This window comes from Pantoea sp. C2G6, from assembly GCF_051336815.1.
Taxonomy (GTDB): Bacteria; Pseudomonadota; Gammaproteobacteria; order Enterobacterales; family Enterobacteriaceae; genus Pantoea.
In genome coordinates, this window is sequence record NZ_JBGMNJ010000001.1 from 213,549 (window position 1) to 236,260 (window position 22,712).

Here is a 22,712-nt window from a genome sequence, read left to right on the forward strand (position 1 = left end):
GCGCCGGTTACGGCCTCCGCCTTTTTTTAACGCTGCTGCGCGTAGCGTAACGGCTGCGGCCGCTCTGTGCGCTGCATTACCCGATCCAGCACCTCTGCTTCCAGCTCTGCCAGGCGCGCCGATCCGCGCCGCCGGGGTCTGGGCAAATCCACCAGCAGATCCAGCCCGATCTCGCCCTCTTCGATCAACAGTACGCGATCCGCCATCATCACCGCTTCACTGACATCATGCGTCACCAGCAGCACGGTAAAGTGATGTTGCTGCCACAGCGACTCAATCAATCCCTGCATCTCAATGCGGGTCAGGGCATCCAGCGCCCCCAGCGGCTCATCCAGCAGCAGTAAACCGGGCTGGTGGATCAGCGCCCGCGCCAGTGCCACGCGCTGTTTCTGCCCACCCGATAGCGCGGCGGGCCACTCATCGGCCCGATCGGCCAGCCCCACCGCCGCCAGCGCCTCTTGCGCCGCGCTGCGCCATTCGCGTCCGCGCAGGCCCAGCCCGACATTATCAATCACCTTTTTCCACGGCAGCAGCCGCGCATCCTGAAACATCAGGCGGGTCTCTTCCTGTGCCGACTGCAACGGGGCATTGCCCGCCAGCAGCTCACCGCGGGTGGCCTGTTCCAGACCGGCCAGCAGCCGCAGCAAGGTACTTTTGCCGCAGCCGCTGCGTCCCACCACCGCCACAAACTGACCGGAGGGAATGTGCAGGTTAATCTTATTCAGAATAGTACGATCGCCATACCTTTTGCTGACCTCATTCACGCCAACCGGGGTACCGCTGTTGAGGCGGGCCGGGGAAAAAGTCTGACTCATGCGTTCTCCTCCTTCAGTTGATAAGCCGGATGCCAGCGCAGCCAGACCCGTTCCAGCAGCAGTGCGGTGAGATCGGCCAGTTTGCCGAGCAGGGCGTAGAGAATGATCGCCACCACCACCACATCGGTTTGCAGAAATTCACGCGCGTTCATCGCCAGATAGCCGATGCCAGCGTTGGCGGAGATGGTCTCCGCCACAATCAGCGTCAGCCACATCAGCCCCAGCGCAAAGCGGACGCCGACCATAATGCCGGGCAGCGCGCCGGGCAGGATCACCTGGCTAAACAGGCTCCAGCCGGAGAGGCCATAACTGCGCGCCATCTCGACCAGACCGCGATCGATATTGCGGATGCCGTGATGGGTATTCAGGTAGATCGGAAACAGCGTGCCCAGCGCCACCAGAAAGATTTTGGCTGACTCATCGATGCCGAACCAGAGGATCACCAGTGGGATCAGCGCCAGGTGCGGTACGTTACGCAGCATCTGAATCGAGGTGTCCAGCAGCCGTTCGCCGGTCCGTGAGGTGCCGGTGATCAGACCCAGCAGCAGACCGAGAGATCCACCAATGCTGAAGCCGATCAGCGCCCGCCAGCTGCTGATCGCCAGATGCTGCCACAGCTCGCCGCTGGCGGTCAGCTGCCAGAACGTGGTCACAATTTTCTCCGGCGCGGGCAGAATGCGGTTCGACAACCAGCCGGTCTGCGAGGCAATCTGCCACATCACGACAAGCAGCGTCGGCAGCAGCCACGGCACCAGCGTATCGGCAAGACGTTTTCGTGTTCTGGCCATTCTGTTCTCCTCAGCCCTGCGCGACTTTTTTCTCAGGGGTAAAATCGTTGGCGACCGCTTCACCGTGCGCCTGAACCACCCGCGGCTGAGGCACCAGCGGAACCTGAAGGTCGAGGTGCGGGAACAGCAGTTCGCCGACGCGATAAGCCTCTTCCAGATGCGGGTAGCCCGACAGGATAAAGGTCTCGATGCCCAGTGCCTCGTACTCTTTAATCCGGGCAGCGACGGTCGGACCATCTCCGACCAGCGCAGTACCGGCTCCGCTGCGCACCAGGCCAACGCCGGCCCACAGATTTGGACTGATTTCGAGCTTATCGCGGCGGCCGCCGTGCAGCTCAGCCATCCGGCGTTGCCCCACCGAGTCTGCCCGCTGGAACGCCGCCTGCGCCTTCGCGATGGTCGCGTCATCCACATTGGCAATCAGCCGGTCGGCGGCCTGCCAGGCCTCCTCATTGGTTTCACGTACGATGACGTGCAGACGAATGCCAAACCGTACCGTTCTGCCCAGCGCCGCCGCTTTTGCACGCACCTGATCAATCTTCTCTTTGACCTGCGCCGGTGGCTCTCCCCAGGTGAGATAGACATCGACCTGCTCAGCCGCCAGCGCCTGGGCCGGTTCGGATGACCCGCCAAACCACAGCGGCGGACGAGGCTGCTGCACCGGTTTAAACATCAGACGCGCGCCGCGTACCTTCACATGCTTGCCTTCGTAATCGACGGTTTCGCCTTCCAGCACCCGACGCCAGACGCGGGTGAACTCGGCAGATTCAGCGTAACGCTCACGGTGGTCGAGGAACACGCCGTCACCCGCCAGCTCTTCCGGGTCGCCGCCGGTCACCAGATTAAACAGCGCCCGTCCGTTGGAGAGGCGATCCAGGGTGGCTGCCTGACGCGCCGCCTGAGTCGGCGAAATCACCCCCGGCCGTAGCGCCACCAGAAAGCGCAGGCGCTGCGTCACCGGGATCAGCGAGGCGGCCACCAGCCAGGCATCCTCACAGGAGCGGCCGGTCGGGATCAGCACGCCGCCAAAACCCAGCCGGTCGGCCGCCTGTGCCACCTGTTGCAGATAGGCGTGATCAACCGGTCGCGCCCCTTCGGCGGTGCCAAGATAGTGACCGTCGCCATGCGTCGGCAGGAACCAGAAAACGGAGATGCTCATTGTTGCTCCTTATTGCGTCACGGTTTGCGGATGCCAGATGCGATCCTGAATGGTCACTTTTACTGGCAACAGATGAGAGGCATAAAACAGATCGGCGGTGCGTTGCTGGGCCGCCGCCGTTTCCGCGCTGACCGGAGAAATGCGGGTCGGCGGGCGATGACTGAGATAGCTGGCGATCACCGGTTCGGGTAAGCCCATCGCCTGCGCCAGCAGGGTAGTACTCTGCTGACGCTGGCTGCGGGTCAGTTCGTCGGCGGCGCTGAAGGTGTCGAGCACCTGCTGGATAAAGGCCCCATGCGCTTCGGCATAGCTGCGGGTGGCTAAATAGAACGAGCCAGTCAGATTAAGTGAGCTGCCATCAATCAACAGCCGTGAGTTCCCCTGCAACAGCACCGAGGAGTAGTAGGGGTCCCAGATCGCCCAGGCGTCGACGTTGCCCTGCTGGAAGGCGGCACGGGCATCGGCCGGGGTGAGGTAGACCGGGGTGATGTCCTTAAAGGTCAGGCCCGCCTGTTGCAGGGCACGCAGCAGCAGATTGTGTGAGCTGGAACCTTTCTGGAAAGCGACTTTTTTACCCTTAAGGTCCGCCACCTGTTTCAGCGGACTGTTTTTCGGCACCAGAATCACCTCAGATTTCGGTTTTGGCGGTTCGGAACCGACATACAACAGGTCTGCGCCAGCGGCCTGGGCAAACAGCGGCGGGAGATCGCCCGTGCTGCCAAGGTCGATGCTGTTGATATTCAGCGCTTCCAGCATCTGTGGACCGGCGGGGAACTCGATCCACTTAATCTGCGTATGAGGAAAACGCTTCTCCAGTAACTGATGCGACTTTGCCAGCACCATGCTGACCGAGCCTTTCTGATAGCCGATGCGAATCTCAGCCGGGTCCGATTCAGCGGCCTGAACCTGAAGGCCAGCCAGCAGAAGTCCCGCCACCAGCCACTTTCCTAATCTCTGCTTCATCGTTCTCTTCCTTATACCGCTTGTGCAATGGGATGATGGTGACGGGTCAGCGCCAGCCAGAAAGCGGAGACCGCCGCATCAAGACGCTGCGCCAGCGAATCCTGCAACGCGGGCTTGCGGTCGTAATGCTGGATTTGGTGATCTTCGGCATAGACGCCATGCAGGATCTCCTGCGCCTTGAGTGCGTTGAGCACCGGTTTCAGGGCGTAATCGAGCGCCAGCATATGACCGGCACTGCCGCCGCTGGCGAGCGGTAACACTACTTTGTGCTCCAGCGCGCGCTCCGGCAGCAGGTCGAGCAGGGTTTTCAGCGCCCCTGAAAACGACGCTTTATAGATGGGCGTGGCGACAATCAGGCCATCGGCCGTCGCCAGATCCTCACGTAATGCCAGCAAGGCGGGCGCATCAAAACGCGCATTAATCAGATCGTCCGGCTGGAAGTTATGAATATTCCAGGGGATGACTTCCACACCATACGCTTCCAGCTTGTGCTGGCAGATCGTCAGCAATGAAGTTGAGCGGGAGGGAAATCGTGGGCTGCCTGCCAGCGTCACTACGCGCATCGCTACTCCTTATAACTAAAAGTTATTGATTGTCGATTAGTGAGAACTTATGCCCTCATACTGTCAGAGCAGGGAAGCGGGCTTAAATGATTTATCTGGCAAACCTAGGGTGAAAACTGCAAATAGCCTGAGCGGGCCAAAAATGGGGATTCAGGCTGTTCCGATAATTCTTAAATTCGGCGTTGAGGGTGATATGAATCATTAAGGACGGTGATACGAAACCGCGAAAACAGGCCGATCGGGCAGAAAAAATATCCTCAGTCTGATTGCTTAATCATTCAGACCAGGGCAGGAGCGGAATAAAAGCGTAACGGCACGCAGAGAAGTGAAGTAAAGCATGGATAAATCAACGCGGATGCCGGGCAGGTCGCCGCCACTATTCAGATTAATTGCAGATGCTGCACTGAAATAAAAATGAAGTAAAAGTGAAGATATTCATCATTTCATATCTCTGGTTACAGTTTCCCGCGACTGGTTACGTCGGCTTCAGGCGGTGATTTTAAATAAATCCTCAACGCTTTTAACATTAATGTGGGGCATGCATGCGTTTTCTTTAACAGTGAATCCCAGCTGAAGCGCTCATTGCGTTTTTGCAACTGGTCTTTTTTCGCGTAACCGGTTTAAGATAATCGGGCTCAATGAAAGCAAAAGAATATGATTTTATTCCTCATTTCCGACGTTTCGCCTCTGGTCAGGACCTGCATCAGGCAGGTGAACCGTATTGTCATTTTCTAACAGCAGAGAATTGCATATGTCTGACACCCTGTTATCGGTTATTATTCCAACTTACAATGTTGAGAAATATATTGTGGAGTGCGTTGATTCGTTATTACGTCAGGTTAAAGCGCCCAATGAAATAATCATTGTGAATGATGGATCGACCGATGGAACATTAGCCTTAATTGAACAGAATTATGCGCATATTGCTCAGGTGAAAGTGATCACCATTGAAAATGGCGGCCTCGGTAATGCGCGCGACACCGGTATCGCACTGGCAAAAGGGCAGTTTCTCTTCTTCTGTGACCCGGATGATGTGGTGGTGGATGGTTTAGTGGCGGAGCTGGCGAGCGTAGCGGAACAGCATCCTGAAACCGATCTGTTCTGTTTTAACTCCTGTGTCTATGAAGATGGGCATATTGAGGTCACGTCGCCCAAAGTCAGACATGAGCAGTTTGGTCTGCAAAAAGCGCAGGACGTTTTTATGCGTCTGCTGCGCAACGGCAGCTATACTTCCGCCGTCTGGAATTATGTCGTCAGAAAAAGTCTTATTGAACAGCATAAATTGCGTTTTGTGCGTCGCCTGCATGAAGATCATAATTTTACCCTGTCGGTATTTTTAAAGAGTCAGCAGGCGTGGGTCAGTCATCAGGTCTATTACAAACAGCGTATTCGCAGCGGTTCACTGACCAACAGTACCAAAGGCGAAGCGTTTTTCTACCAGCGCTATGACGCTTTTATGCACGCCTACAATACGTTGAACAGCGCAATGCCAAAATCTGCCTGGCGCAGCCAGCTGGAAAAAGCCTATTTAGTACACTCATTTCGTCTGATGATCTATTTATCGCTCTATAACCGGACGCCGGTGCCGGAATATATCTGTAATGCGATCCGCTTTATGGGGCGTAACCTCAAAACGGAAAACTTTAAAGAGTGGCTACTCTTCAATCGCCCTGAACTGTTTATTGCCTTACAGCATTACAAGGTCCGCCGGGAACTTAAGCGCGCAGCCTGATTCTGAAAAGCGTGAAGTAATATTGTTTATGCCTTAGCGAAATGAGAAGGTGAGACATGCAATGTGTATAAGGTTGTTGCGACATGGCAAAAGTACTCGATAAAAGTCTGGTTGTTAATATTTTCTCGCTGCTGGCTTACCGCGGCGCCTCCTTTTTGTTCCCGCTGGCCACGCTGCCTTACCTGGCACGCATTCTGGGTGTCGAGCAGATGGGGACGCTGGCGCTGGCGATCGCCTGCGTGCTCTATTGCAGTACCATCTCTGACTGGGGCTTCAATGTCTTTACCACCAAAGACATTGCGCACCATCGCGATGATAAAAACCGGGTCAGCCAGCTCTTCTGGTCCACCTTCAACGCCAAGCTGATGCTGCTGCTACTGACCAGCGGCACGCTGCTGACCGCCACCTGGTTTAATCCCGCCTGGCATCCGCTGTTCTTTATTATCCTGGCCAACTGCACCACGCTGGTAGGCTCGCTGTTTTCATTTGGCTGGCTGATGCAGGGGTTTGAGAAACTGGGTAAAACGGCGGTGATCGCCACCTTTGGTAACTTCTGCGCCATTCCGCTGACCTTTTTGCTGGTGAAATCGCCGGAAGATACCTGGCTGGCCGCCCTGATACCGGGTGTGGTTTCCATTATCAGCGCGGCAATTACCCTGCGATTCGTGCTGGAGATGAAGGTCATTGGCCGTTACCGCTTTGAGCCGCGCGAAATCAAACAGCGCATTACCGACAGTATGGATGTGTTTATCGCCATCGCCGGGGCCAACCTGTTTAACAGTGTCAACGTGGTGATCCTCGCCTCCTTCACCTCCACCTATATGGTCGGGATCTATAACGGTGCGGATCGTCTGCGTAAAGCCGCTAACTCAGTACCCGAACAGATCGGCAGCGCCTTTTTCCCGCGCGTCAGCCATCTGTTTGGCCGGGATAAGCGGGCCGCTATTGCGGCGACCCGTAAAAGTCTGCTGCTCTCTTTCTCACTGAGCCTGTCGATTGTGATTTTTACCTGGCTGTTCGCCGATCAGGTTGTTTCACTGTTACTGGGTAAGGCGTTTATACCCTCAGCCGATGTGCTGCGGGTGTTTGTGCTCTGCTTCCTGTTCGGTAACATCTCCTATCCGGCCGGTTTACAGATCCTGATCCCTCACGGTCTGGCGCGTCAGCGTATGCTGGTGATGATGGCGGCGGGGGTAATTAATGTGCCGCTCTGTTGTCTGCTGGCGTGGAAGTTTGGCGCGATAGGGGCCGCCTGGTCGATGGTGCTGGCTGAAGCGTTCGTCTGTATCGGCATTTTTGGCATCATGCTGCGCCGCGGTATCCTGCGTGACTATCTGTTTCCTGCCCAGGCCACCACGCAGCCCGTAAACGATTCCGCTGCGTAAGATCAAAGCATTTTCACTTATCTTTGCGCACTCCTTCCGTTCGATTTACTTTTGCGCCAGAGCCCTTTACCATTCTGGCGCACAATTTCCCGTGCACCGACTTTCACGATTGCTTCCGTCCTTCAGGAGAGTGCATGTTTTATCCTATCGTCCGACCGGCGCTGTTTAAACTCGACCCCGAACGCGCACACGAACTCACCTTTCAGCAACTGCGTTTTATGAACGGCACCCCGCTGGCGCGCTTTTATCGCCAGAATCTGCCGTCGCGCCCGGTAAGCTGTATGGGATTAACCTTTAAGAATGCGCTGGGCCTGGCGGCGGGTCTGGATAAAAACGCCGAGTGTATCGATGCGTTTGGGGCGATGGGCTTTGGTTTTGTTGAGGTGGGCACCGTGACGCCGCGCGCCCAGGCGGGTAATGACAAGCCGCGGATGTTTCGTCTGGTGGAAGCGGGCGGCATCATCAACCGGATGGGATTTAATAATCTGGGCGTTGATCACCTGGTTGAAAACGTGAAGAAAGCGCGTTTTAACGGCGTGCTGGGGATCAATATTGGTAAAAATAAAGATACCCCGGTTGAGCAGGGCAAAGAGGATTATCTGATCTGCATGGAAAAGGTCTATGCCCATGCCGGTTATATCGCGATTAATATTTCCTCACCCAACACGCCAGGTTTACGTTCGCTGCAATATGGCGAAGCGCTGGATGACCTGCTTTCCGCTGTCAAACAAAAACAGAAAGAGCTGGAAAAGCGTCATCTTAAATATGTGCCACTGGCCGTAAAAATCGCCCCGGATCTTTCCGAAGAGGAGTTAATTCAGGTCGCAGACAGTTTACTTCGTCATCAGATTGATGGCGTGATCGCCACCAATACCACTCTCGATCGCAGCCTGGTCAGCGGCCTGAAACATGCTGAAGAGATCGGTGGGCTGAGTGGCCGTCCGGTCCAGTCGCGCAGCACCGCGGTGATCCAGCGCCTCTCGCAGGAGTTGCAGGGACGCCTGCCGATTATTGGCGTGGGCGGCATCGACTCCCTGACGGCGGCGCGTGAAAAAATTGCCGCTGGCGCGACGCTGGTTCAGATTTATTCCGGTTTTATCTATCAGGGGCCAGGATTAATTAAAGACATCGTCACTCACCTCTAAGACAATTCCCACAATCACCCGCCGGGGGGTTTATTTATCGCCTCGGCTCGTTTATATTTTGGCCTGTTGCACGATTTTTCAGCTTTTCCTTATGTTTCTTTTTTCGCTGAATTCTGCGTGATTTTTGGCGCAGCGGTAAATACAGGGCACACTATGAAAATCAAACCCGATGACAACTGGCGTTGGTATTTTGACGGCAGCCATGACCGAATGATGCTCGACCTTGCAGATGGTATGCTTTTTCGCTCCCGTTTTTCCCGCAAAATGCTCACCCCGGACGCTTTCGGTGAATCAGGCTTTTGTGTCGATGACGCCGCGCTTTATTACACCTTCGACGAATCCTGCCGCCAGTGCCGCCTCAGTGACAGCCATCGCGCTGAGCTGGTGCTGAATGCGCTGGTGGCCGCACGCTTTCTCAAGCCGCTGATGCCGAAAAGCTGGCACTTCTCCGCCTGCGCCCCTGCGATGCAGCCTCAGGTGGGTGAGATGGTCCAGGTGACGCTGGCTGATAATGGCGAAATGGCGCGTCTGCTGGTGGTGGAAAAGGGCGATAACGCCGCGCTTTGTCTGCTGGCACAGCCAGGTCTGACCCTGGCCGGAAAAGGAATGGTACTTGGCGACGCCATTAAAGTGATGAACGATCGTCTGCAACCTTACTACCAGGATGTCGCGCCGCGTTACGCCCGCGCGGTCTGATTCAGTTCAGTTCCACATCGCCTGCCGGAATACAGCTGCAACTTAACAGTGTGCCATCCTGACGCAGGGCGCTTTGCTTCAGCGCTTTGACCTCTCCGGTGACCAGATTCAGTTTGCAACTGCCGCACAGCCCCGCCCGACAGGAGTAGGGGATGCGGAATCCCTGCATCTCCAGCTGATCCAGCAACACCTGCTGATTATCGCCGGTAAAAGATTGACCCTGGAAGGTAATGGTGACGGCATCCGGCTTCTGCGGCTGCGGTTTCAGGGTTTGCACCACTTCACCCGCCCCATAGGTGCGTGCGGGGTGGCGTTTCAGGATGGTTATCTCATCACCCGCCCGCACCACGCCGCTGCTGCGCGCCACCAGGTTCAGACCAAAGTCGATGTCGCCACTGCCATCCTGCGCGCTACGGAAGTTTTGCAGGGTTGCCAGCGGCTGCCCAGTCGGATGCTTACGCCCGCTCTCCGGGCTGACGGTGGTCAGCACACAGCGACTGCACGGTTTAGCCACCTCGAAGATGACCTCGCCAATCTGAACTTCTGCCCAGCTATCCTCATCCCAGGCGGCCGCGCCGCTGACCACCAGATTCGGGCGGAACTGATCGATACGGACGCTGGCCGGGCAGCGCTGTTGCAGATCGTGCAGTGAGGCGCTGTTGACCAGCAAAAATGGATAGCCATCGGCAAAGCTCAGCGGGATCGCGTCAAACTTTTTGACCCGGCGGCTGGGTTGCGGTCCGATCCAGCGCAGCTGCACCTCACGCGGGAAAAACCCGCTCAGCCACTGATTGATGGCTTCGGGCGCGATGCGCGCGGTGAAACGGCTGCCCCAGACTTCGGTGGGATGCTCCTGCGGGTCAAAATCGCTGAAGCGGATCAGTGCCTCACTGCCGTCCGGGGCCGCCAGCAGCAGCCCTTCCGGTAAGATCGCTGGGGTAAAACGCACCATTTCGGGATATTGTCGCGCGGTAATAAAAGTGCCATCCAGCCCGGTCACCATGAACAGCCGATCAAAGGCGAGTCCGCTCAGACTGACCCGTGCATGCGACAGCTGCAATCCCCGCATCGACTTCACAGGATGAATAAATAAGCGGGAAAGCGTGATCATGGTGTTCTCCTTGAAACCAGGTGCGCATCACAAAAGAAGCTAACTTTATGACATAGGTCGCCGATTCGCTATAATGCGCGACAATTTTCTCAAGAGTTAAAAAGTGACGATATGAATTCTCTGTTTGCCAGCACGGCGCGTGGGCTCGAAGAGCTGTTAAAAAGTGAGCTGGACGCGCTGGGCGCGCAGGATTTGCACGTGGTGCAGGGAGGCGTTCACTACGAAGCCGACGATCGCGTCATGTACCAAAGCCTGATGTGGAGCCGTTTAGCATCACGCATCCTGTTGCCGCTGGGAGAGTTTGGCGTCTACAGCGATCTCGATCTCTATCTGGGTGCCCAGAGCGTGGACTGGCCGACGATGTTCGGCAGCGATAAAACCTTTGTGGTGCACTTCAGCGGCACCAATGAGTCGATTCGCAACAGCCAGTTTGGCGCGCTGAAAGTGAAAGATGCCATCGTTGACAGCTTTACCCGTCAGGGGCTTGAGCGTCCGAACGTCGATCGCGAGCAGGCGGATATTCGTATCAACGTCTGGCTCAATGACGACCGCGCCAGTCTGGCGCTGGACCTCAGCGGCAGCGCGCTGCATCAGCGTGGCTATCGCCAGCAAACCGGTCAGGCTCCGCTGAAAGAGAACCTGGCCGCGGCGATTGTGCTGCGTTCTGGCTGGCAGCCGACCACACCGCTGATCGATCCGATGTGCGGTTCCGGTACGCTGCTGATTGAAGCCGCGCTGATCGCCTGCGATCGCGCACCGGGCCTGCTGCGTAAGCACTGGGGCTTCACCGCCTGGCGCCAGTTTAACGCTGCGCTGTGGCAGGAGGTGAAAACCGAGGCGCAGAACCGTGCTCGTGCCGGCACGGCCGCGACACCCGCGCGCTTCTTTGGCTACGATAATAATGGTCGGGTGCTGGAGTGGGCGCAGGCCAACGCCCGCCGCGCCGGTGTGTTTGAACTCTTTACCTTTGGCCAGCAGGATCTGCTGAAGCTGACCAACCCGGTCGCGCCGGAGATTCAGGGTACGGTGCTGAGCAACCCACCTTACGGCGAACGTCTGGAGAGCGAACCGGCGCTGATTGCGCTGCACAGCCAGCTCGGACGGCTGATGAAGCAGCACTTTGGCGGCTGGAACCTGTCGCTGTTCAGCGCCTCACCGGAACTGCTGAGCTGCCTGCAACTGCGCGCCGATCGCCAGTTTAAAGCGAAGAACGGTCCGCTGGATTGTGTGCAGAAAAATTACCAGCTCTCGGTGAACAGCAGCGAGAGCGCCGGTCAGATCGCGGAAGATTACGCGAACCGTCTGCGTAAAAACCTGAAGAAACTGGAGAAGTGGGCGCGCCAGGAAGGCATTGAATGCTACCGCATTTACGATGCCGATCTGCCAGACTACAACGTTGCCGTCGATCGCTACGCTGACTGGGTGGTGATTCAGGAATATGCGCCACCGAAAACCATCGATCCGAATAAAGCGCGTCAGCGCCTGTTCGATGTGATTAGCGCCACGCTGAGCGTGCTGGAACTGCCGGCCGATCGTCTGATTCTGAAGACACGTGAGCGGCAGAAAGGCAAAGCCCAGTATCAGAAGCTGAGCGAGAAGGGCGACTACTTCGAAGTTAAAGAGTTTAATGCGCGTTTCTGGGTCAATCTGACCGACTATCTTGATACCGGTCTGTTCCTGGATCACCGCATTGCCCGTAAAATGCTCGGCCAGCTGAGCCAGGGCAAAGATTTCCTGAACCTGTTTGCCTATACCGGCACCGCCAGCGTGCATGCCGGGCTGGGAGGCGCGCGCTCAACCACCACGGTCGATATGTCGCGGACCTATCTGGAGTGGGCTGAGCGTAACCTGCGTCTCAATGGGCTGACCGGGCGTCAGCACCGTCTGATGCAGGCTGACTGCCTGAGCTGGCTGCGGGAGAGTGACGAGAATTTTGACCTGATCTTTATCGATCCGCCGACCTTCTCTAACTCAAAACGCATGGAAGAGAGTTTCGACGTACAGCGCGATCATATGATGCTGATGCGTAACCTGAAGCGCCTGCTGCGCCGCGGCGGCACCATCATGTTCTCGAACAACAAACGTGGTTTCAAAATGGATATGGATGGTCTGAAAGCACTGGGTCTCCAGGCGCAGGATATTACCCAGAAAACGCAGTCGCAGGACTTCGCACGTAACCGTCAGATTCACAACTGCTGGCTGATCACGCATGCCGGTAAGGAATAAGATTACATGTCATTAATCAGTATCCACGGCGCTTATCTCTCCTTCAGCGATGCGCCGCTGTTAGACAATACCGAACTGCACATCGAAGAGAACGAACGTGTCTGTCTGGTGGGCCGCAATGGCGCGGGTAAATCGACGCTGATGAAGATCATCAACGGCGAGCAGCCGCTGGATGATGGCCGCATCATTTATGAAACCGATCTGGTGGTGGCGCGTCTGCAACAGGATCCGCCGCGTAATATCACCGGTTCGGTCTATGACTTCGTGGCCGAGGGCGTGGAAGAGCAGGCTGAGCACCTCAAAGCCTACCACGCCATCTCCCATGTGGTGATGGAGGATCCCAGCGATAAAAACCTCAACGAGATGGCGCGTCTGCAAAGCATTCTCGACCATCAGAATCTGTGGCAGCTGGAGAGCCGTATCCACGACGTGCTGGAGCAGATTGGTCTGCAACCTGATACCGAGCTTTCGTCGCTGTCAGGCGGCTGGCTGCGTAAAGCGGCGCTAGGCCGCGCGCTGGTCAGTAATCCGCGCGTCCTGATGCTCGATGAGCCAACCAACCACCTCGATATTGAAACCATCGACTGGCTGGAAAACTTCCTGAAGAGCTTCAGCGGCAGCATCGTCTTTATCTCGCATGACCGTTCGTTTATCCGCAACATGGCGACGCGCATTGTCGATCTCGACCGTGGCAAACTGGTCTCCTGGCCGGGCAACTACGACCTCTATCTGGAAGGCAAAGAGGAAGCGCTGCGCGTTGAAGAGATGCAGAACGCGGAATTTGACCGCAAGCTGGCGCAGGAAGAGGTCTGGATCCGTCAGGGTATCAAAGCCCGTCGTACCCGTAACGAAGGCCGGGTGCGTGCGCTTAAAGCGCTGCGTCGCGAACACTCCGAACGTCGTACCGTGATGGGCAAAGCCAACATGCAGGTGGGCGAGGCGTCCCGTTCCGGTAAAATTGTGTTTGAGCTGGAAAATGTCGACTACGCCGTCGAGGGCAAAGTGCTGGTGAAGGATTTCTCGGCACAGGTTCAGCGTGGTGACAAAATCGCGCTGATCGGGCCAAACGGCTGCGGTAAAACCACCTTGCTGCGCCTGATGCTGCAACAGCTGAAAGCCGATCATGGACGGGTGCATTCCGGTACTAAACTGGAAGTGGCCTATTTTGACCAGCATCGCGCTGAACTGGACCCGGACCGCACCGTGATGGATAACCTGGCGGAAGGCAAGCAGGAGGTGCTGGTCAACGGTAAGCCGCGTCACGTGCTGGGCTATTTGCAGGACTTCCTGTTCCATCCTAAACGCGCGATGACGCCGGTGCGGGCGCTGTCGGGCGGGGAGCGTAACCGTCTGCTGCTGGCGCGCCTGTTCCTGCGTCCCAGCAACCTGATGATTCTGGATGAACCGACCAACGACCTCGACGTGGAAACGCTGGAGCTGCTGGAAGAGCTGATTGATGGCTATCAGGGCACTGTGCTGCTGGTGAGCCACGATCGTCAGTTTGTCGATAACACCGTGACCGAGTGCTGGATTTTCGAAGGCAACGGTGAAATCGGCACCTTTGTCGGTGGTTATCACGATGCGCAGCAGCAGCGTGCCGCCTATAAGCAGCATAAAGCCTCTGCACCCGCGAAAGCGGCCACCAGCGCGGCCAAACCTGCCGCGGAGAAGAGCGAGGCAGCGAAGCGCAACGCCAACAAGCTGAGCTACAACCTGGCGCGGGAGCTGGAACAGCTGCCGCAAAAGCTGGAGCAGCTGGAAGCCCGTATCGGTGAATTGCAGGCGAAGATGAGCCACCCGGACTTCTTCAGCCAGTCACATGACCAGACGCAGCCAGTACTGGATGAACTGGCTCAGACCGAGCAGGCGCTGGAAACCGCGTTTGCGCGCTGGGAAGAACTTGAGTCATTGAAAAACGGCGTATAGGCAGGGATAACGGATGTGTTCAGCAGTCAAAAGTGATCTGTGGATGCTCTGTCCACAATGCGATTTAATGATTAAGCTGCCGGACATTCCCGTTGGCAGCCGTGCTTCATGCCCGCGCTGCCATACCTCGCTGACGGCCAACTGGCATGAGCCGAGTAAGCGGCCTACCGGTTATGCGCTGGCCGCCCTGTTTATGCTGCTGCTGGCGAACCTGTTTCCTTTTGTCTCAATGAAAGTGGCTGGTCTCACCAGCCAGATCACGCTGTCACAGATTCCGCAGGTGATGGTGAGGGAAGATTACAGCAGCCTGGCCACCCTGTTCCTGCTGTTTGTGCAGGCCGTTCCGGCCTTCTGCATGTTCACTATTCTTCTGCTGGTCAATCCCATCCCGCTGCCGGCTGGTCTGAAAATCGTTCTGGCGCGCATCCTGTTTCAGCTGCGCAACTGGGGAATGGCTGAGATCTTTATGGCTGGCGTGCTGGTCAGCTTCGTCAAGCTGATGGCCTATGGCGACATCGGACTGGAGATCAGTTTCTGGCCGTGGGCGCTGTTCTGCCTGCTGCAACTGCGCGCTTTTCAGTGCGTTGACCGGCGTCGTCTGTGGAACCGGCTGTTGCCGATGCCTGCGGTGCCACATCCGCCTCAGGTGGGCATCAGTGGCTTAGAGCAGGGGCTGCGCTCCTGTCCCTGCTGTACCGCCATCCTGCCTGAAGCAGAACATAAGTGCAGCCGCTGCGGCGTTACCGCCCAGGCGCGACGTAAGCACAGCCTGCAATGGACGCTGGCGCTGCTGCTGACCTCGGCGCTGCTCTATATCCCGGCTAACCTGATGCCCATTATGGTGACGGAAACGCTGGGAACGGCCTACCCCTCGAACATTATGGCGGGGGTGATCCTGCTCTGGAGCGACGGCTCCTATCCGGTGGCGCTGGTGATTTTTATCGCCAGTATCATGGTTCCTACGCTGAAAATGCTGGCGATTGGCTGGCTCTGCTGGGATGCCAGCGGACGTGGTCAGCGCGACAGCCAGAAAATGCACCTGATTTATGAAGTGGTCGAGTTTGTTGGCCGCTGGTCAATGATCGACGTATTTGTGATTGCTGTGCTCTCTGCGCTGGTGCGTATGGGGCAATTGATGAATATCTATCCTGCGTGGGGCGCGGTCCTGTTTGCGATGGTGGTGATTATGACCATGATCGCGGCCATGACCTTCGACCCGCGATTAACCTGGGATCGTGTCCGCGAAAACACTATGAAGGAGTCGCGCCTTGACGGAAACTAATCACGGCCATGCTAAGGTGGAACAGATCAAGCGCTGGTCGCCGGTCTGGATTGTCCCCATCATCACGCTGTTAATCGGCGGATGGATACTGTTTTACCACTTCAGCCATCAGGGGCCGGAAGTCACCTTAATCACCGAAAATGCCGAAGGCATCGTCGCCGGTAAAACCACCATTAAAAGCCGCAGTGTCGATGTCGGCGTGGTGGAGAGCGCCGTGCTGAGCGACGATCTTCATCATGTCGAAATCAAAGCGCGCCTTAACGCCGGCATGGGAAAACTGCTGCACAGCGACAGTGTCTTCTGGGTGGTGAAACCGCAGGTGGGGCGCGAAGGGATCAGCGGTCTCGGCACCCTGTTGTCAGGCGCCTATATTGAATTGCAGCCCGGTACCAAAAGCGAAGCGCCGGAGCAATTCAAGCTGCTGGATGCGCCGCCTTTGGCGCCACCGGATGCCAAAGGGATCCGTATCGTGCTGGACAGTAAGAAAGCGGGTCAGCTGAATCCGGGCGATCCGGTGCTGTTCCGTGGCTACCGGGTAGGGACGGTGGAAACCAGCACCTTTGACACCGACAAACGCATGATGACCTATCAGCTGTTTGTCGCCGCGCCATACGATCGTCTGGTGACGACCAACGTCCGCTTCTGGAAGGATAGCGGCATTGCCGTCGACATGTCCGCGTCAGGTATGCGGGTTGAAATGGGGTCACTGACCACGCTGTTCAGCGGCGGCGTCAGTTTTGACGTGCCGGATGGCTGGGATCTGGGCAATCCCGCGCAGAATAAGTCGGACTATCATCTGTTTGACGACCAGCGCAGCATTCAGGATTCGCTCTATACCAACCATATCGACTATGTGATGTTCTTCTCTGACTCGATCCGTGGCTTGCAGGCTGGCGCGCCGGTAGAGTTCCGCGGTATTCGCCTCGGTACGGTCGCTGAAGTGCCGTTGATGAAAGCCGGACTCGACCAGGCGCTGAACAACGATTACCGCGTCCCGGTGCTGATCCGCATCGAGCCGGATCGCTTTATCAGTCGTCTGGGTGAGAATTTCGATCTGGAGCAGCATCTTCAGGATGGCAAAAAACGCGGCCTGCGTGCGACGCTGAAAACCGGCAACCTGTTGTCTGGCGCGCTCTATGTCGATCTCGACTTCTATGACAACGCCCCTGCCTACAAAGGCCCGCAGCGCGTTTCCGGCTATGAGGTGATCCCGACCGTCAGCGGCGGCCTGAGCCAGATTCAGCAGAAACTGATGGCGGCGCTGGATAAGATTAACAGTCTGCCGCTCAATGGCATGGTCAACGAAGCCACCGGCACGCTGAAAGAGAGCCAGAAAACGATGCGTGATCTGCAACGCACCATCGATAACATCAACAAAGTCACTGCCAGCCCGGCAATGAAAACGCTGCCGGAAGATCTGCAACAGACCTTGCGTGAGCTGAACCGGAGCATGAAAGGACTACAGCCAGGCTCTCCGGCGTACAGCAAGCTGGTCGGGGATATGCAGCGACTGGATCAGGTACTGCGTGAACTGCAACCGGTGCTGAAAACGCTCAACACCAAGAGCAATGCGCTGGTATTTGAGGCCAAACCGGGACAGGATCCCCAGCCGAAGAGGGCAAAACAGTGAAAAAAGGATTGATACTTTGTGCCGCGCTGGTGTTGAGTGCGTGCAGCAGCAGCGTTGACAATACCTGGTATCAGCTGCCCTCCGGGGCAGCCTCGATGCAGGTCAGCAACAGTCAGCTCACTGAAGCGCAGCCGATGCTGTGGGTACAGCAGGTTACGGTGCCGGACTCGCTGGCTGGCAATGGACTGGTTTACCAGACCAGTGATGTCAGATATGTGATTGCGGCGAATAATCTCTGGGCCAGCCCGCTCGATCAGCAACTGCAACAAACGCTGATCACCAACCTGAGTAAAGCGCTGCCCGGACGGCTGGTGGCCGCGACACCCATGGGTGCGCAGCACGACACGCTCAATGTCACCGTCACCGGCTTCCAGGGGCGTTATGATGGTAAAGTCATTGTCAGCGGTGAGTGGACGCTGGAGCACCAGGGCCGGCTGACTAAACAGACGTTTAATCAGGTGCTGCCACAGGCCGAAGATGGCTATGAGGCGATGGTCAGGACACTGGCAGCAGGCTGGCAGCAGGTCGCTCAGCAAATCGCCAACAGTGCGGTGCGTTAAATTAAGATTAATGTGAATAAATAAGCTAAGCCCCTGATTTGTCGTCGCGAATCTCCGATGCCAGCCAGGGGCTTTTTTATTAGCTGAATCAGCGGGATAGTGCTGATGTGCTCATCACAAAACAGCATTAATTTTGACGATTGAGGTCACATTTATGACACTGGCGTGAAGATTGAGCATTGATCTTTGGGTGCGCAGGAGGTAGAACATAAGGGTGGTTGAACATTAATTCACCACCTTTTTCTTTCCACCAGATTCCACAGACCTTACATGAGGGACACGGAGTATGAAGAGACAGAAACGAGACCGCCTCGAACGCGCCCATTCACGTGGTTATCAGGCAGGCATTACTGGACGCTCAAAAGAGATGTGTCCGTATCAGATGATCGACGCTAAGTCTCACTGGTTGGGAGGTTGGCGACAAGCCATGGAGGACAGGTCGGTAGCGGCATAACTGACTGTCACTGAAAAGGGAATATAACCTCCGCCATGCGCGGAGGTTTTCGTTTCTGCGGGGGAAACGCTTAGAAAGCGGCGGTATCTTTGAACAGACCCACTTTCAGATCGCTGGCGGTATAGATGAGATTGCCATCCACCAGCACTTCGCCATCCGCCACGCCCATCACCAGCTTACGGTTGATAACACGTTTGAAGTGGATGCGGTAAGTGACTTTCTTCGCTTCAGGCAGAACCTGACCGGTAAATTTCACTTCGCCTACGCCCAGCGCACGACCTTTACCTTCGCCGCCCAGCCAGCCGAGATAGAAGCCCACCAGCTGCCACATGGCATCGAGACCCAGGCAGCCTGGCATCACCGGATCGCCAATAAAGTGACAGCCAAAGAACCAGAGATCGGGGTTAATATCGAGTTCAGCTTCAACAAAGCCTTTGTCATATTTGCCGCCATCTTCAGTCATTTTGACCACGCGGTCCATCATCAGCATGTTGCCAGAGGGAAGCGGCGGACCATTTTCGCCAAACAGTTCACCGCGACCTGACAGAATCAGATCTTCTTTGGTATAGGATTCGCGTTTATCTACCATGTTTTCAATAAGCCTTGTTTTAGTGAATCACGAATATTAGCGAACAGTTGTACGCTGAGCAAATCGGATTAACGGTGGTTAAACCAGTTAAGCCAGCGCAGCGCCCAGGGACGGTGCGGCACGTCCGGCTGGTTCAACAGACTAATGCGTTCCTGGATGGTGTTCAGCAGGCAATCCCCCTGACCCTCCTCAGTGCGCCAGATTTTACCGGTCAGCAGCGGTAGTGCTTCATCAGCGCGCTCGATCGCCCAGATATGGAAGCGACCCTGTTCAACCGCGCTGACCACCGCCTGACTGAGACAGAGATGACGCACGTTACAGGCGGGAATAATTACCCCCTGCTGACCGGTGAGTTCACGCTGATGACAGATGTCGAAGAAGCCTTCAATCTTCTCATTCAGGCCACCCACCGGCTGCACGTTACCGAACTGATCGACCGAACCGGTCACGGCAATCTGCTGATTGATCGGCTGATTTGCCAGCGCACTGATCAGGGCGCACAGCTCCGCCAGTGAGGCGCTGTCACCATCCACTTCAGAGTAGGATTGCTCAAACACCACCGAGGCGGAGAAGGGAAGCTGCTGATCCAGCTCCAGTTCAGCGATCAGGTAGGCCTGCATAATCATCATGCCTTTGGCATGAATATTACCGCCCAGCTCCGCTTTACGCTCAATGTCCATGAACTCACCGTCACCCGGATGCACCACGCAGGTAATGCGCGACGGATCGCCCCAGGTGCGCGGATGGCCCGGATACTCAACCACTGACAGACCATTAATCTGACCGACCGCTTCGCCTTCGGTCTCAATCAGGATCTGTCCAAGCAGGATCTCATCACGCATCCGCTCGTTGAGATAATTTTCCCGCCACAGCCGCGCCTCCAGCGCATCGCGTAACGCTTCCGCGTTGAGCTTATCGCCCATCAGGGCCGATTCGCGCATCTGACGCTGTAACCAGCGTGGACAGAGTGGCAGGGTTTCCTGATCGCCACTGTAGCGTACGCCTTCTTTGATCAGCTCTGGCCAGAAATCTTCTTCCGGCGCAGGCAGGCCCGCCTGTCGGCCCAGCTCGCTGCTCCAGCGGCACCAGGCGAGCATGTCATCTTCATCCAGAATCTGAATGTTCTCTTCAAATTCTGTGTAGATCGCCATTTCATGGACTTCAGGATCCAGCTCCTGGAAATCGGCCAGCGCCTCGCGGTCGCCGCACAGGACCAGATTCAATTGCAGCGGTAAAGGCGGCACAGAGACGGGCAGGGGACGACGTTCATCCTGCGAGGTCCACTCCACAAAGCCCTGCTCAATGCATTTCTTCAGTCTTAACCAGAGCACAGGCTGTGCCATCAGGCTGCGCAGCGACAGCAGCAGCGTACCGCCATTGGCGCGATGGATCAGGCCAGGCTCCAGCTGGATCCGCTCTTTATATTGACGCACGCAGCCAAACAGCTGCTCCATCTCAATCCACTCGGCAAAGTGAATGCCACCCTGACTGGTGAACGGGCGCTGAGGATCGGAGGGCGGTTGCAGCGTGACGTTGTCAGCCATGATATGGTAATCACCGCCATATAAGCGGGTGTCGTCGCTGGCTACCCGCTGGGCCGCCTGCGCAATAAGGGAGAGATAGTCGCGATTCTCCTGGCTGCGAACCAGCAGTAAGGGAAACCCTTGCGTCTGGTGATGTAAATGGGCCAGTGCATTCAGCAAGCGGGGCTGAACCGTTGCCAGAGCATCGGTTTCTTCATCAGCAATTCGGGAGAAAACGGATTGGTATTGCGCGCTATCCGGCTGTAAGGTTTGCCACGTAAGTTGGGTGCTGGTCAAAATAATCGCATTTGTCTGATTTAAGAAAAGCGAGATTATACAGGATTACCCCCTGTTAAGCACTGCGGAGTTCCTGTTGAAGATGTGATGTTGGCAGCATGTTTTTCGTTGCTGCATCCGGTAAAAAAGCTGTTATTCTTAGCCTGTTACGTGATCACGATGAGATTCCGATGAAATACCAGCAACTCGAAAATCTTGAATGTGGATGGAAGTGGAAATACCTGGTGAAAAAACATCGGGAGGGTGAACTGATCACGCGTCACCTTGAACTGAGCGCGGCACAGGCAGCCGTCGATAAACTGCTGGCGATGGAAAACAATCCCGTGACGGTGAATGAGTGGATTGCTGAACATATTCATCCTGACCTGGATAATCGTCTGAAGCAGACAATTCGTGCCCGGCGTAAACGCCACTTCAATGCAGAACATCAGCACACGCGCAAAAAGTCGATAGATCTGGAATATCTGGTCTGGCAGCGCCTGGCAGGACTGGCCCAGCGGCGCGGTTGCACGCTTTCCGAAACCATTGTGCAGCTGATTGAAGATGCGGAGCGCAAAGAGAAATATGCCACGCAGATGTCGAGTCTGAAGCAGGATTTGCAGGCAATTCTGGGATCAGGTTCCGAAGGCGAGTAAGCGAGCAGGGAAGAAAAACGGCGGTTTCGCTGTAGGAGTGCCATAAAAAAACCCCGCCTTAGCGGGGTTTTTTATTACGTGTAAACTTAAGCTTGTGGCTGAGTTACAACGTCTTTGATACCTTTAACGTCGATTTCAACACGACGGTCCGGCGCCAGGCAGTCGATCAGGGCGTTACGGCCTTTCACGCTGTCACAGGTGTTGCCGGTAACTGGGTTAGATTCACCCATGCCACGTGCAGAGATCTTGTTAGAAGGGATACCTTTAGAAACCAGGTAATCAACAACAGACTGAGCGCGTTTCTCAGACAGTTTCTGGTTGTACTGCTCTGAACCGATGCGATCGGTGAAGCCCAGTACCACAACGGAACCATCTTTAGGATCCATTGAGCTCAGCTGGCTGTACAGCTGATCCAGAGCCTGCTGGCCTTCTGGCTTCAGGGTGGCTTTGTTGAAGGTGAACAGAACGTCAGACTTCAGGGTGAAACGCTTGGTTTCAACAACTGGAGCTGGTGCTGGAGCCGGAGCTGGCGCCGGAGCAGCGACATCATCCTGACCGAAGCGGTATGAAACGCCTACGCTCAGCATGCCGTTGTCTGGACGGGCACCAACGGTCTGTGCATCACCGATGTTGTTAACCCACTGATAATCCAGGCGGGTAGCCCAGTTTTTAGTCAGCGCATATTCAACACCAACTGCTGCCAGCGGAGATACGCCGGTGTCGTGGTCGCTGATGCGGCCAGTAGTTGGGTTGGTCTGCGTTGCATCAGCACGCCATACCATACCACCCAGACGAGTATACACGTCCAGATCGTCATAGATTGGGTAGCTCAGCTTAGCGGCCAGCTGAATGCCCTGTGCTTTGAATGCGCCGTTAGTCACGCTGCCTTTGTTTGGCATGCGACCCAGCCAGTCATAGCCCATCTCGAAACCCAGGTATGGGTTTGCCTGATAACCAACGAACGCACCTGCGCCCAGCTGGCTTTCATGAGTTGGACCGTTGTTGTTCTCGTAACCGTGACCGTAGTAGCCAGTGTCGTGATACTGAGACCAGCCCAGTTTAGCACCGGTGTACCAGGTGTCATCTTTCGGAGCGGCCTGCGCTACGGTAGCGAAGCCAGCCAGTGCCACTGCAATTGCGATAGCTGTCTTTTTCATTTTGCGCCTCGTTATCATCCAAATAGGCAATGAGCAAAAAGGTTGCTCTTGGTTTAAATCCTTCGCCGGGTCAAAA

20 protein-coding genes are annotated in these 22,712 nt (G+C 56.1%); 11 read left to right on the forward strand and 9 right to left on the reverse strand.

Annotation, left to right across the window (positions count from 1 at the left end; translation table 11 throughout):
- Positions 1-26: 26 nt before the first annotated feature.
- From ssuB to ssuE, 5 genes are read right to left on the reverse strand one after another with little or no spacing between them, the layout of a single operon-like run.
- Positions 27-815, reverse strand: coding sequence for an aliphatic sulfonates ABC transporter ATP-binding protein (ssuB, locus tag ACCW71_RS00950; protein ID WP_436369008.1), 789 nt, complete (start codon positions 813-815; stop codon positions 27-29).
- A complete protein-coding gene (gene ssuC / locus ACCW71_RS00955) occupies positions 812-1,603 on the reverse strand; it encodes an aliphatic sulfonate ABC transporter permease SsuC (RefSeq protein WP_436369010.1) in 792 nt (263 codons plus the stop codon). Before ssuC ends, ssuB begins: the two co-directional genes overlap by 4 nt.
- 10 nt (positions 1,604-1,613) lie before the next feature.
- Positions 1,614-2,762, reverse strand: coding sequence for an FMNH2-dependent alkanesulfonate monooxygenase (ssuD, locus tag ACCW71_RS00960; protein ID WP_436369011.1), 1,149 nt, complete (start codon positions 2,760-2,762; stop codon positions 1,614-1,616).
- A gap of 9 nt (positions 2,763-2,771) precedes the next feature.
- Positions 2,772-3,725 carry a sulfonate ABC transporter substrate-binding protein gene (locus tag ACCW71_RS00965; protein ID WP_436369012.1) on the reverse strand — a complete coding sequence of 318 codons (954 nt, stop codon included), beginning with the start codon at positions 3,723-3,725 and terminating at the stop codon, positions 2,772-2,774.
- Between the two features lie 11 nt (positions 3,726-3,736).
- On the reverse strand, positions 3,737-4,288 hold the full coding sequence (ssuE, locus tag ACCW71_RS00970; RefSeq protein WP_436369013.1) for an NADPH-dependent FMN reductase: 552 nt from the start codon (positions 4,286-4,288) through the stop codon (positions 3,737-3,739).
- 751 nt (positions 4,289-5,039) lie between these two features.
- Here ssuE and ACCW71_RS00975 point away from each other — a divergent pair.
- The 4 genes from ACCW71_RS00975 (at position 5,040) to ACCW71_RS00990 (ending at position 9,246) form a co-directional block, all read left to right on the forward strand.
- Positions 5,040-6,020: a glycosyltransferase family 2 protein gene (locus tag ACCW71_RS00975; RefSeq protein WP_436369014.1), complete on the forward strand. Its 981-nt coding sequence runs from the start codon at positions 5,040-5,042 to the stop codon at positions 6,018-6,020.
- An 83-nt stretch (positions 6,021-6,103) separates the two neighbouring features.
- Complete coding sequence (locus ACCW71_RS00980) at positions 6,104-7,405, forward strand: flippase (protein WP_436369015.1); 1,302 nt, start codon at positions 6,104-6,106, stop codon at positions 7,403-7,405.
- Positions 7,406-7,539: 134 nt separating this feature from the next.
- On the forward strand, positions 7,540-8,550 hold the full coding sequence (gene pyrD, locus ACCW71_RS00985; protein ID WP_436369017.1) for a quinone-dependent dihydroorotate dehydrogenase: 1,011 nt from the start codon (positions 7,540-7,542) through the stop codon (positions 8,548-8,550).
- A 153-nt stretch (positions 8,551-8,703) separates the two neighbouring features.
- Positions 8,704-9,246 carry a cell division protein ZapC gene (locus tag ACCW71_RS00990; RefSeq protein ID WP_436369019.1) on the forward strand — a complete coding sequence of 181 codons (543 nt, stop codon included), beginning with the start codon at positions 8,704-8,706 and terminating at the stop codon, positions 9,244-9,246.
- Between the two features lies 1 nt (position 9,247).
- On the opposite strand, the gene ACCW71_RS00995 is transcribed toward ACCW71_RS00990, so the two are convergent.
- Positions 9,248-10,357, reverse strand: coding sequence for a YcbX family protein (locus tag ACCW71_RS00995; RefSeq protein ID WP_436369020.1), 1,110 nt, complete (start codon positions 10,355-10,357; stop codon positions 9,248-9,250).
- A 111-nt stretch (positions 10,358-10,468) separates the two neighbouring features.
- Between ACCW71_RS00995 and rlmKL the strand changes: the two genes are divergently transcribed.
- The 6 genes from rlmKL to rmf all read left to right on the forward strand — a co-directional run bounded on the left by rlmKL (position 10,469) and on the right by rmf (position 18,435).
- Positions 10,469-12,583, forward strand: coding sequence for a bifunctional 23S rRNA (guanine(2069)-N(7))-methyltransferase RlmK/23S rRNA (guanine(2445)-N(2))-methyltransferase RlmL (gene rlmKL / locus ACCW71_RS01000; RefSeq protein WP_436369022.1), 2,115 nt, complete (start codon positions 10,469-10,471; stop codon positions 12,581-12,583).
- A 6-nt stretch (positions 12,584-12,589) separates the two neighbouring features.
- Entirely contained in the window at positions 12,590-14,509 is a 1,920-nt protein-coding gene (locus ACCW71_RS01005) for an ABC transporter ATP-binding protein (RefSeq protein WP_436369026.1), read from the forward strand.
- A gap of 13 nt (positions 14,510-14,522) precedes the next feature.
- Positions 14,523-15,791, forward strand: a complete 1,269-nt coding sequence (pqiA, locus tag ACCW71_RS01010; RefSeq protein WP_436369027.1) for a membrane integrity-associated transporter subunit PqiA — start codon at positions 14,523-14,525, stop codon at positions 15,789-15,791.
- A complete protein-coding gene (gene pqiB, locus ACCW71_RS01015; RefSeq protein ID WP_436369028.1) occupies positions 15,778-17,421 on the forward strand; it encodes an intermembrane transport protein PqiB in 1,644 nt (547 codons plus the stop codon). The genes pqiA and pqiB overlap by 14 nt, the downstream gene beginning before the upstream one ends.
- Positions 17,418-17,981: a membrane integrity-associated transporter subunit PqiC gene (gene pqiC, locus ACCW71_RS01020; RefSeq protein WP_436369029.1), complete on the forward strand. Its 564-nt coding sequence runs from the start codon at positions 17,418-17,420 to the stop codon at positions 17,979-17,981. The genes pqiB and pqiC overlap by 4 nt, the downstream gene beginning before the upstream one ends.
- A gap of 286 nt (positions 17,982-18,267) precedes the next feature.
- On the forward strand, positions 18,268-18,435 hold the full coding sequence (rmf, locus tag ACCW71_RS01025; RefSeq protein ID WP_072050988.1) for a ribosome modulation factor: 168 nt from the start codon (positions 18,268-18,270) through the stop codon (positions 18,433-18,435).
- 70 nt (positions 18,436-18,505) lie between these two features.
- On the opposite strand, the gene fabA is transcribed toward rmf, so the two are convergent.
- Both fabA and ACCW71_RS01035 read right to left on the reverse strand, forming a co-directional pair.
- Positions 18,506-19,024 (reverse strand): bifunctional 3-hydroxydecanoyl-ACP dehydratase/trans-2-decenoyl-ACP isomerase, encoded by a 519-nt coding sequence (fabA, locus tag ACCW71_RS01030; protein WP_008925876.1) that lies wholly within the window; start codon positions 19,022-19,024, stop codon positions 18,506-18,508.
- Between the two features lie 68 nt (positions 19,025-19,092).
- Positions 19,093-20,883 (reverse strand): AAA family ATPase, encoded by a 1,791-nt coding sequence (locus ACCW71_RS01035; protein ID WP_436369699.1) that lies wholly within the window; start codon positions 20,881-20,883, stop codon positions 19,093-19,095.
- Between the two features lie 131 nt (positions 20,884-21,014).
- Here ACCW71_RS01035 and matP point away from each other — a divergent pair, with 131 nt between their 5' ends.
- Entirely contained in the window at positions 21,015-21,479 is a 465-nt protein-coding gene (gene matP / locus ACCW71_RS01040) for a macrodomain Ter protein MatP (RefSeq protein ID WP_436369031.1), read from the forward strand.
- A gap of 86 nt (positions 21,480-21,565) precedes the next feature.
- Here matP and ompA read toward each other — a convergent pair whose 3' ends face one another.
- Positions 21,566-22,636, reverse strand: coding sequence for a porin OmpA (ompA, locus tag ACCW71_RS01045; protein WP_436369032.1), 1,071 nt, complete (start codon positions 22,634-22,636; stop codon positions 21,566-21,568).
- Positions 22,637-22,712: the final 76 nt, after the last annotated feature.

Excerpts from the sequence above, each read along its gene's own strand:
- ssuB (WP_436369008.1), bottom strand. The coding sequence starts at position 815 with ATGAGTCAGACTTTTTCCCCGGCCCGCCTCAACAGCGGTACCCCGGTT.
- ssuC (WP_436369010.1), bottom strand. The coding sequence starts at position 1,603 with ATGGCCAGAACACGAAAACGTCTTGCCGATACGCTGGTGCCGTGGCTG.
- ssuD (WP_436369011.1), bottom strand. The coding sequence starts at position 2,762 with ATGAGCATCTCCGTTTTCTGGTTCCTGCCGACGCATGGCGACGGTCAC.
- ACCW71_RS00965 (WP_436369012.1), bottom strand. The coding sequence starts at position 3,725 with ATGAAGCAGAGATTAGGAAAGTGGCTGGTGGCGGGACTTCTGCTGGCT.
- ssuE (WP_436369013.1), bottom strand. The coding sequence starts at position 4,288 with ATGCGCGTAGTGACGCTGGCAGGCAGCCCACGATTTCCCTCCCGCTCA.
- ACCW71_RS00975 (WP_436369014.1), top strand. The coding sequence starts at position 5,040 with ATGTCTGACACCCTGTTATCGGTTATTATTCCAACTTACAATGTTGAG.
- ACCW71_RS00980 (WP_436369015.1), top strand. The coding sequence starts at position 6,104 with ATGGCAAAAGTACTCGATAAAAGTCTGGTTGTTAATATTTTCTCGCTG.
- pyrD (WP_436369017.1), top strand. The coding sequence starts at position 7,540 with ATGTTTTATCCTATCGTCCGACCGGCGCTGTTTAAACTCGACCCCGAA.
- ACCW71_RS00990 (WP_436369019.1), top strand. The coding sequence starts at position 8,704 with ATGAAAATCAAACCCGATGACAACTGGCGTTGGTATTTTGACGGCAGC.
- ACCW71_RS00995 (WP_436369020.1), bottom strand. The coding sequence starts at position 10,357 with ATGATCACGCTTTCCCGCTTATTTATTCATCCTGTGAAGTCGATGCGG.
- rlmKL (WP_436369022.1), top strand. The coding sequence starts at position 10,469 with ATGAATTCTCTGTTTGCCAGCACGGCGCGTGGGCTCGAAGAGCTGTTA.
- ACCW71_RS01005 (WP_436369026.1), top strand. The coding sequence starts at position 12,590 with ATGTCATTAATCAGTATCCACGGCGCTTATCTCTCCTTCAGCGATGCG.
- pqiA (WP_436369027.1), top strand. The coding sequence starts at position 14,523 with ATGTGTTCAGCAGTCAAAAGTGATCTGTGGATGCTCTGTCCACAATGC.
- rmf (WP_072050988.1), top strand. The coding sequence starts at position 18,268 with ATGAAGAGACAGAAACGAGACCGCCTCGAACGCGCCCATTCACGTGGT.
- fabA (WP_008925876.1), bottom strand. The coding sequence starts at position 19,024 with ATGGTAGATAAACGCGAATCCTATACCAAAGAAGATCTGATTCTGTCA.
- matP (WP_436369031.1), top strand. The coding sequence starts at position 21,015 with ATGAAATACCAGCAACTCGAAAATCTTGAATGTGGATGGAAGTGGAAA.
- ompA (WP_436369032.1), bottom strand. The coding sequence starts at position 22,636 with ATGAAAAAGACAGCTATCGCAATTGCAGTGGCACTGGCTGGCTTCGCT.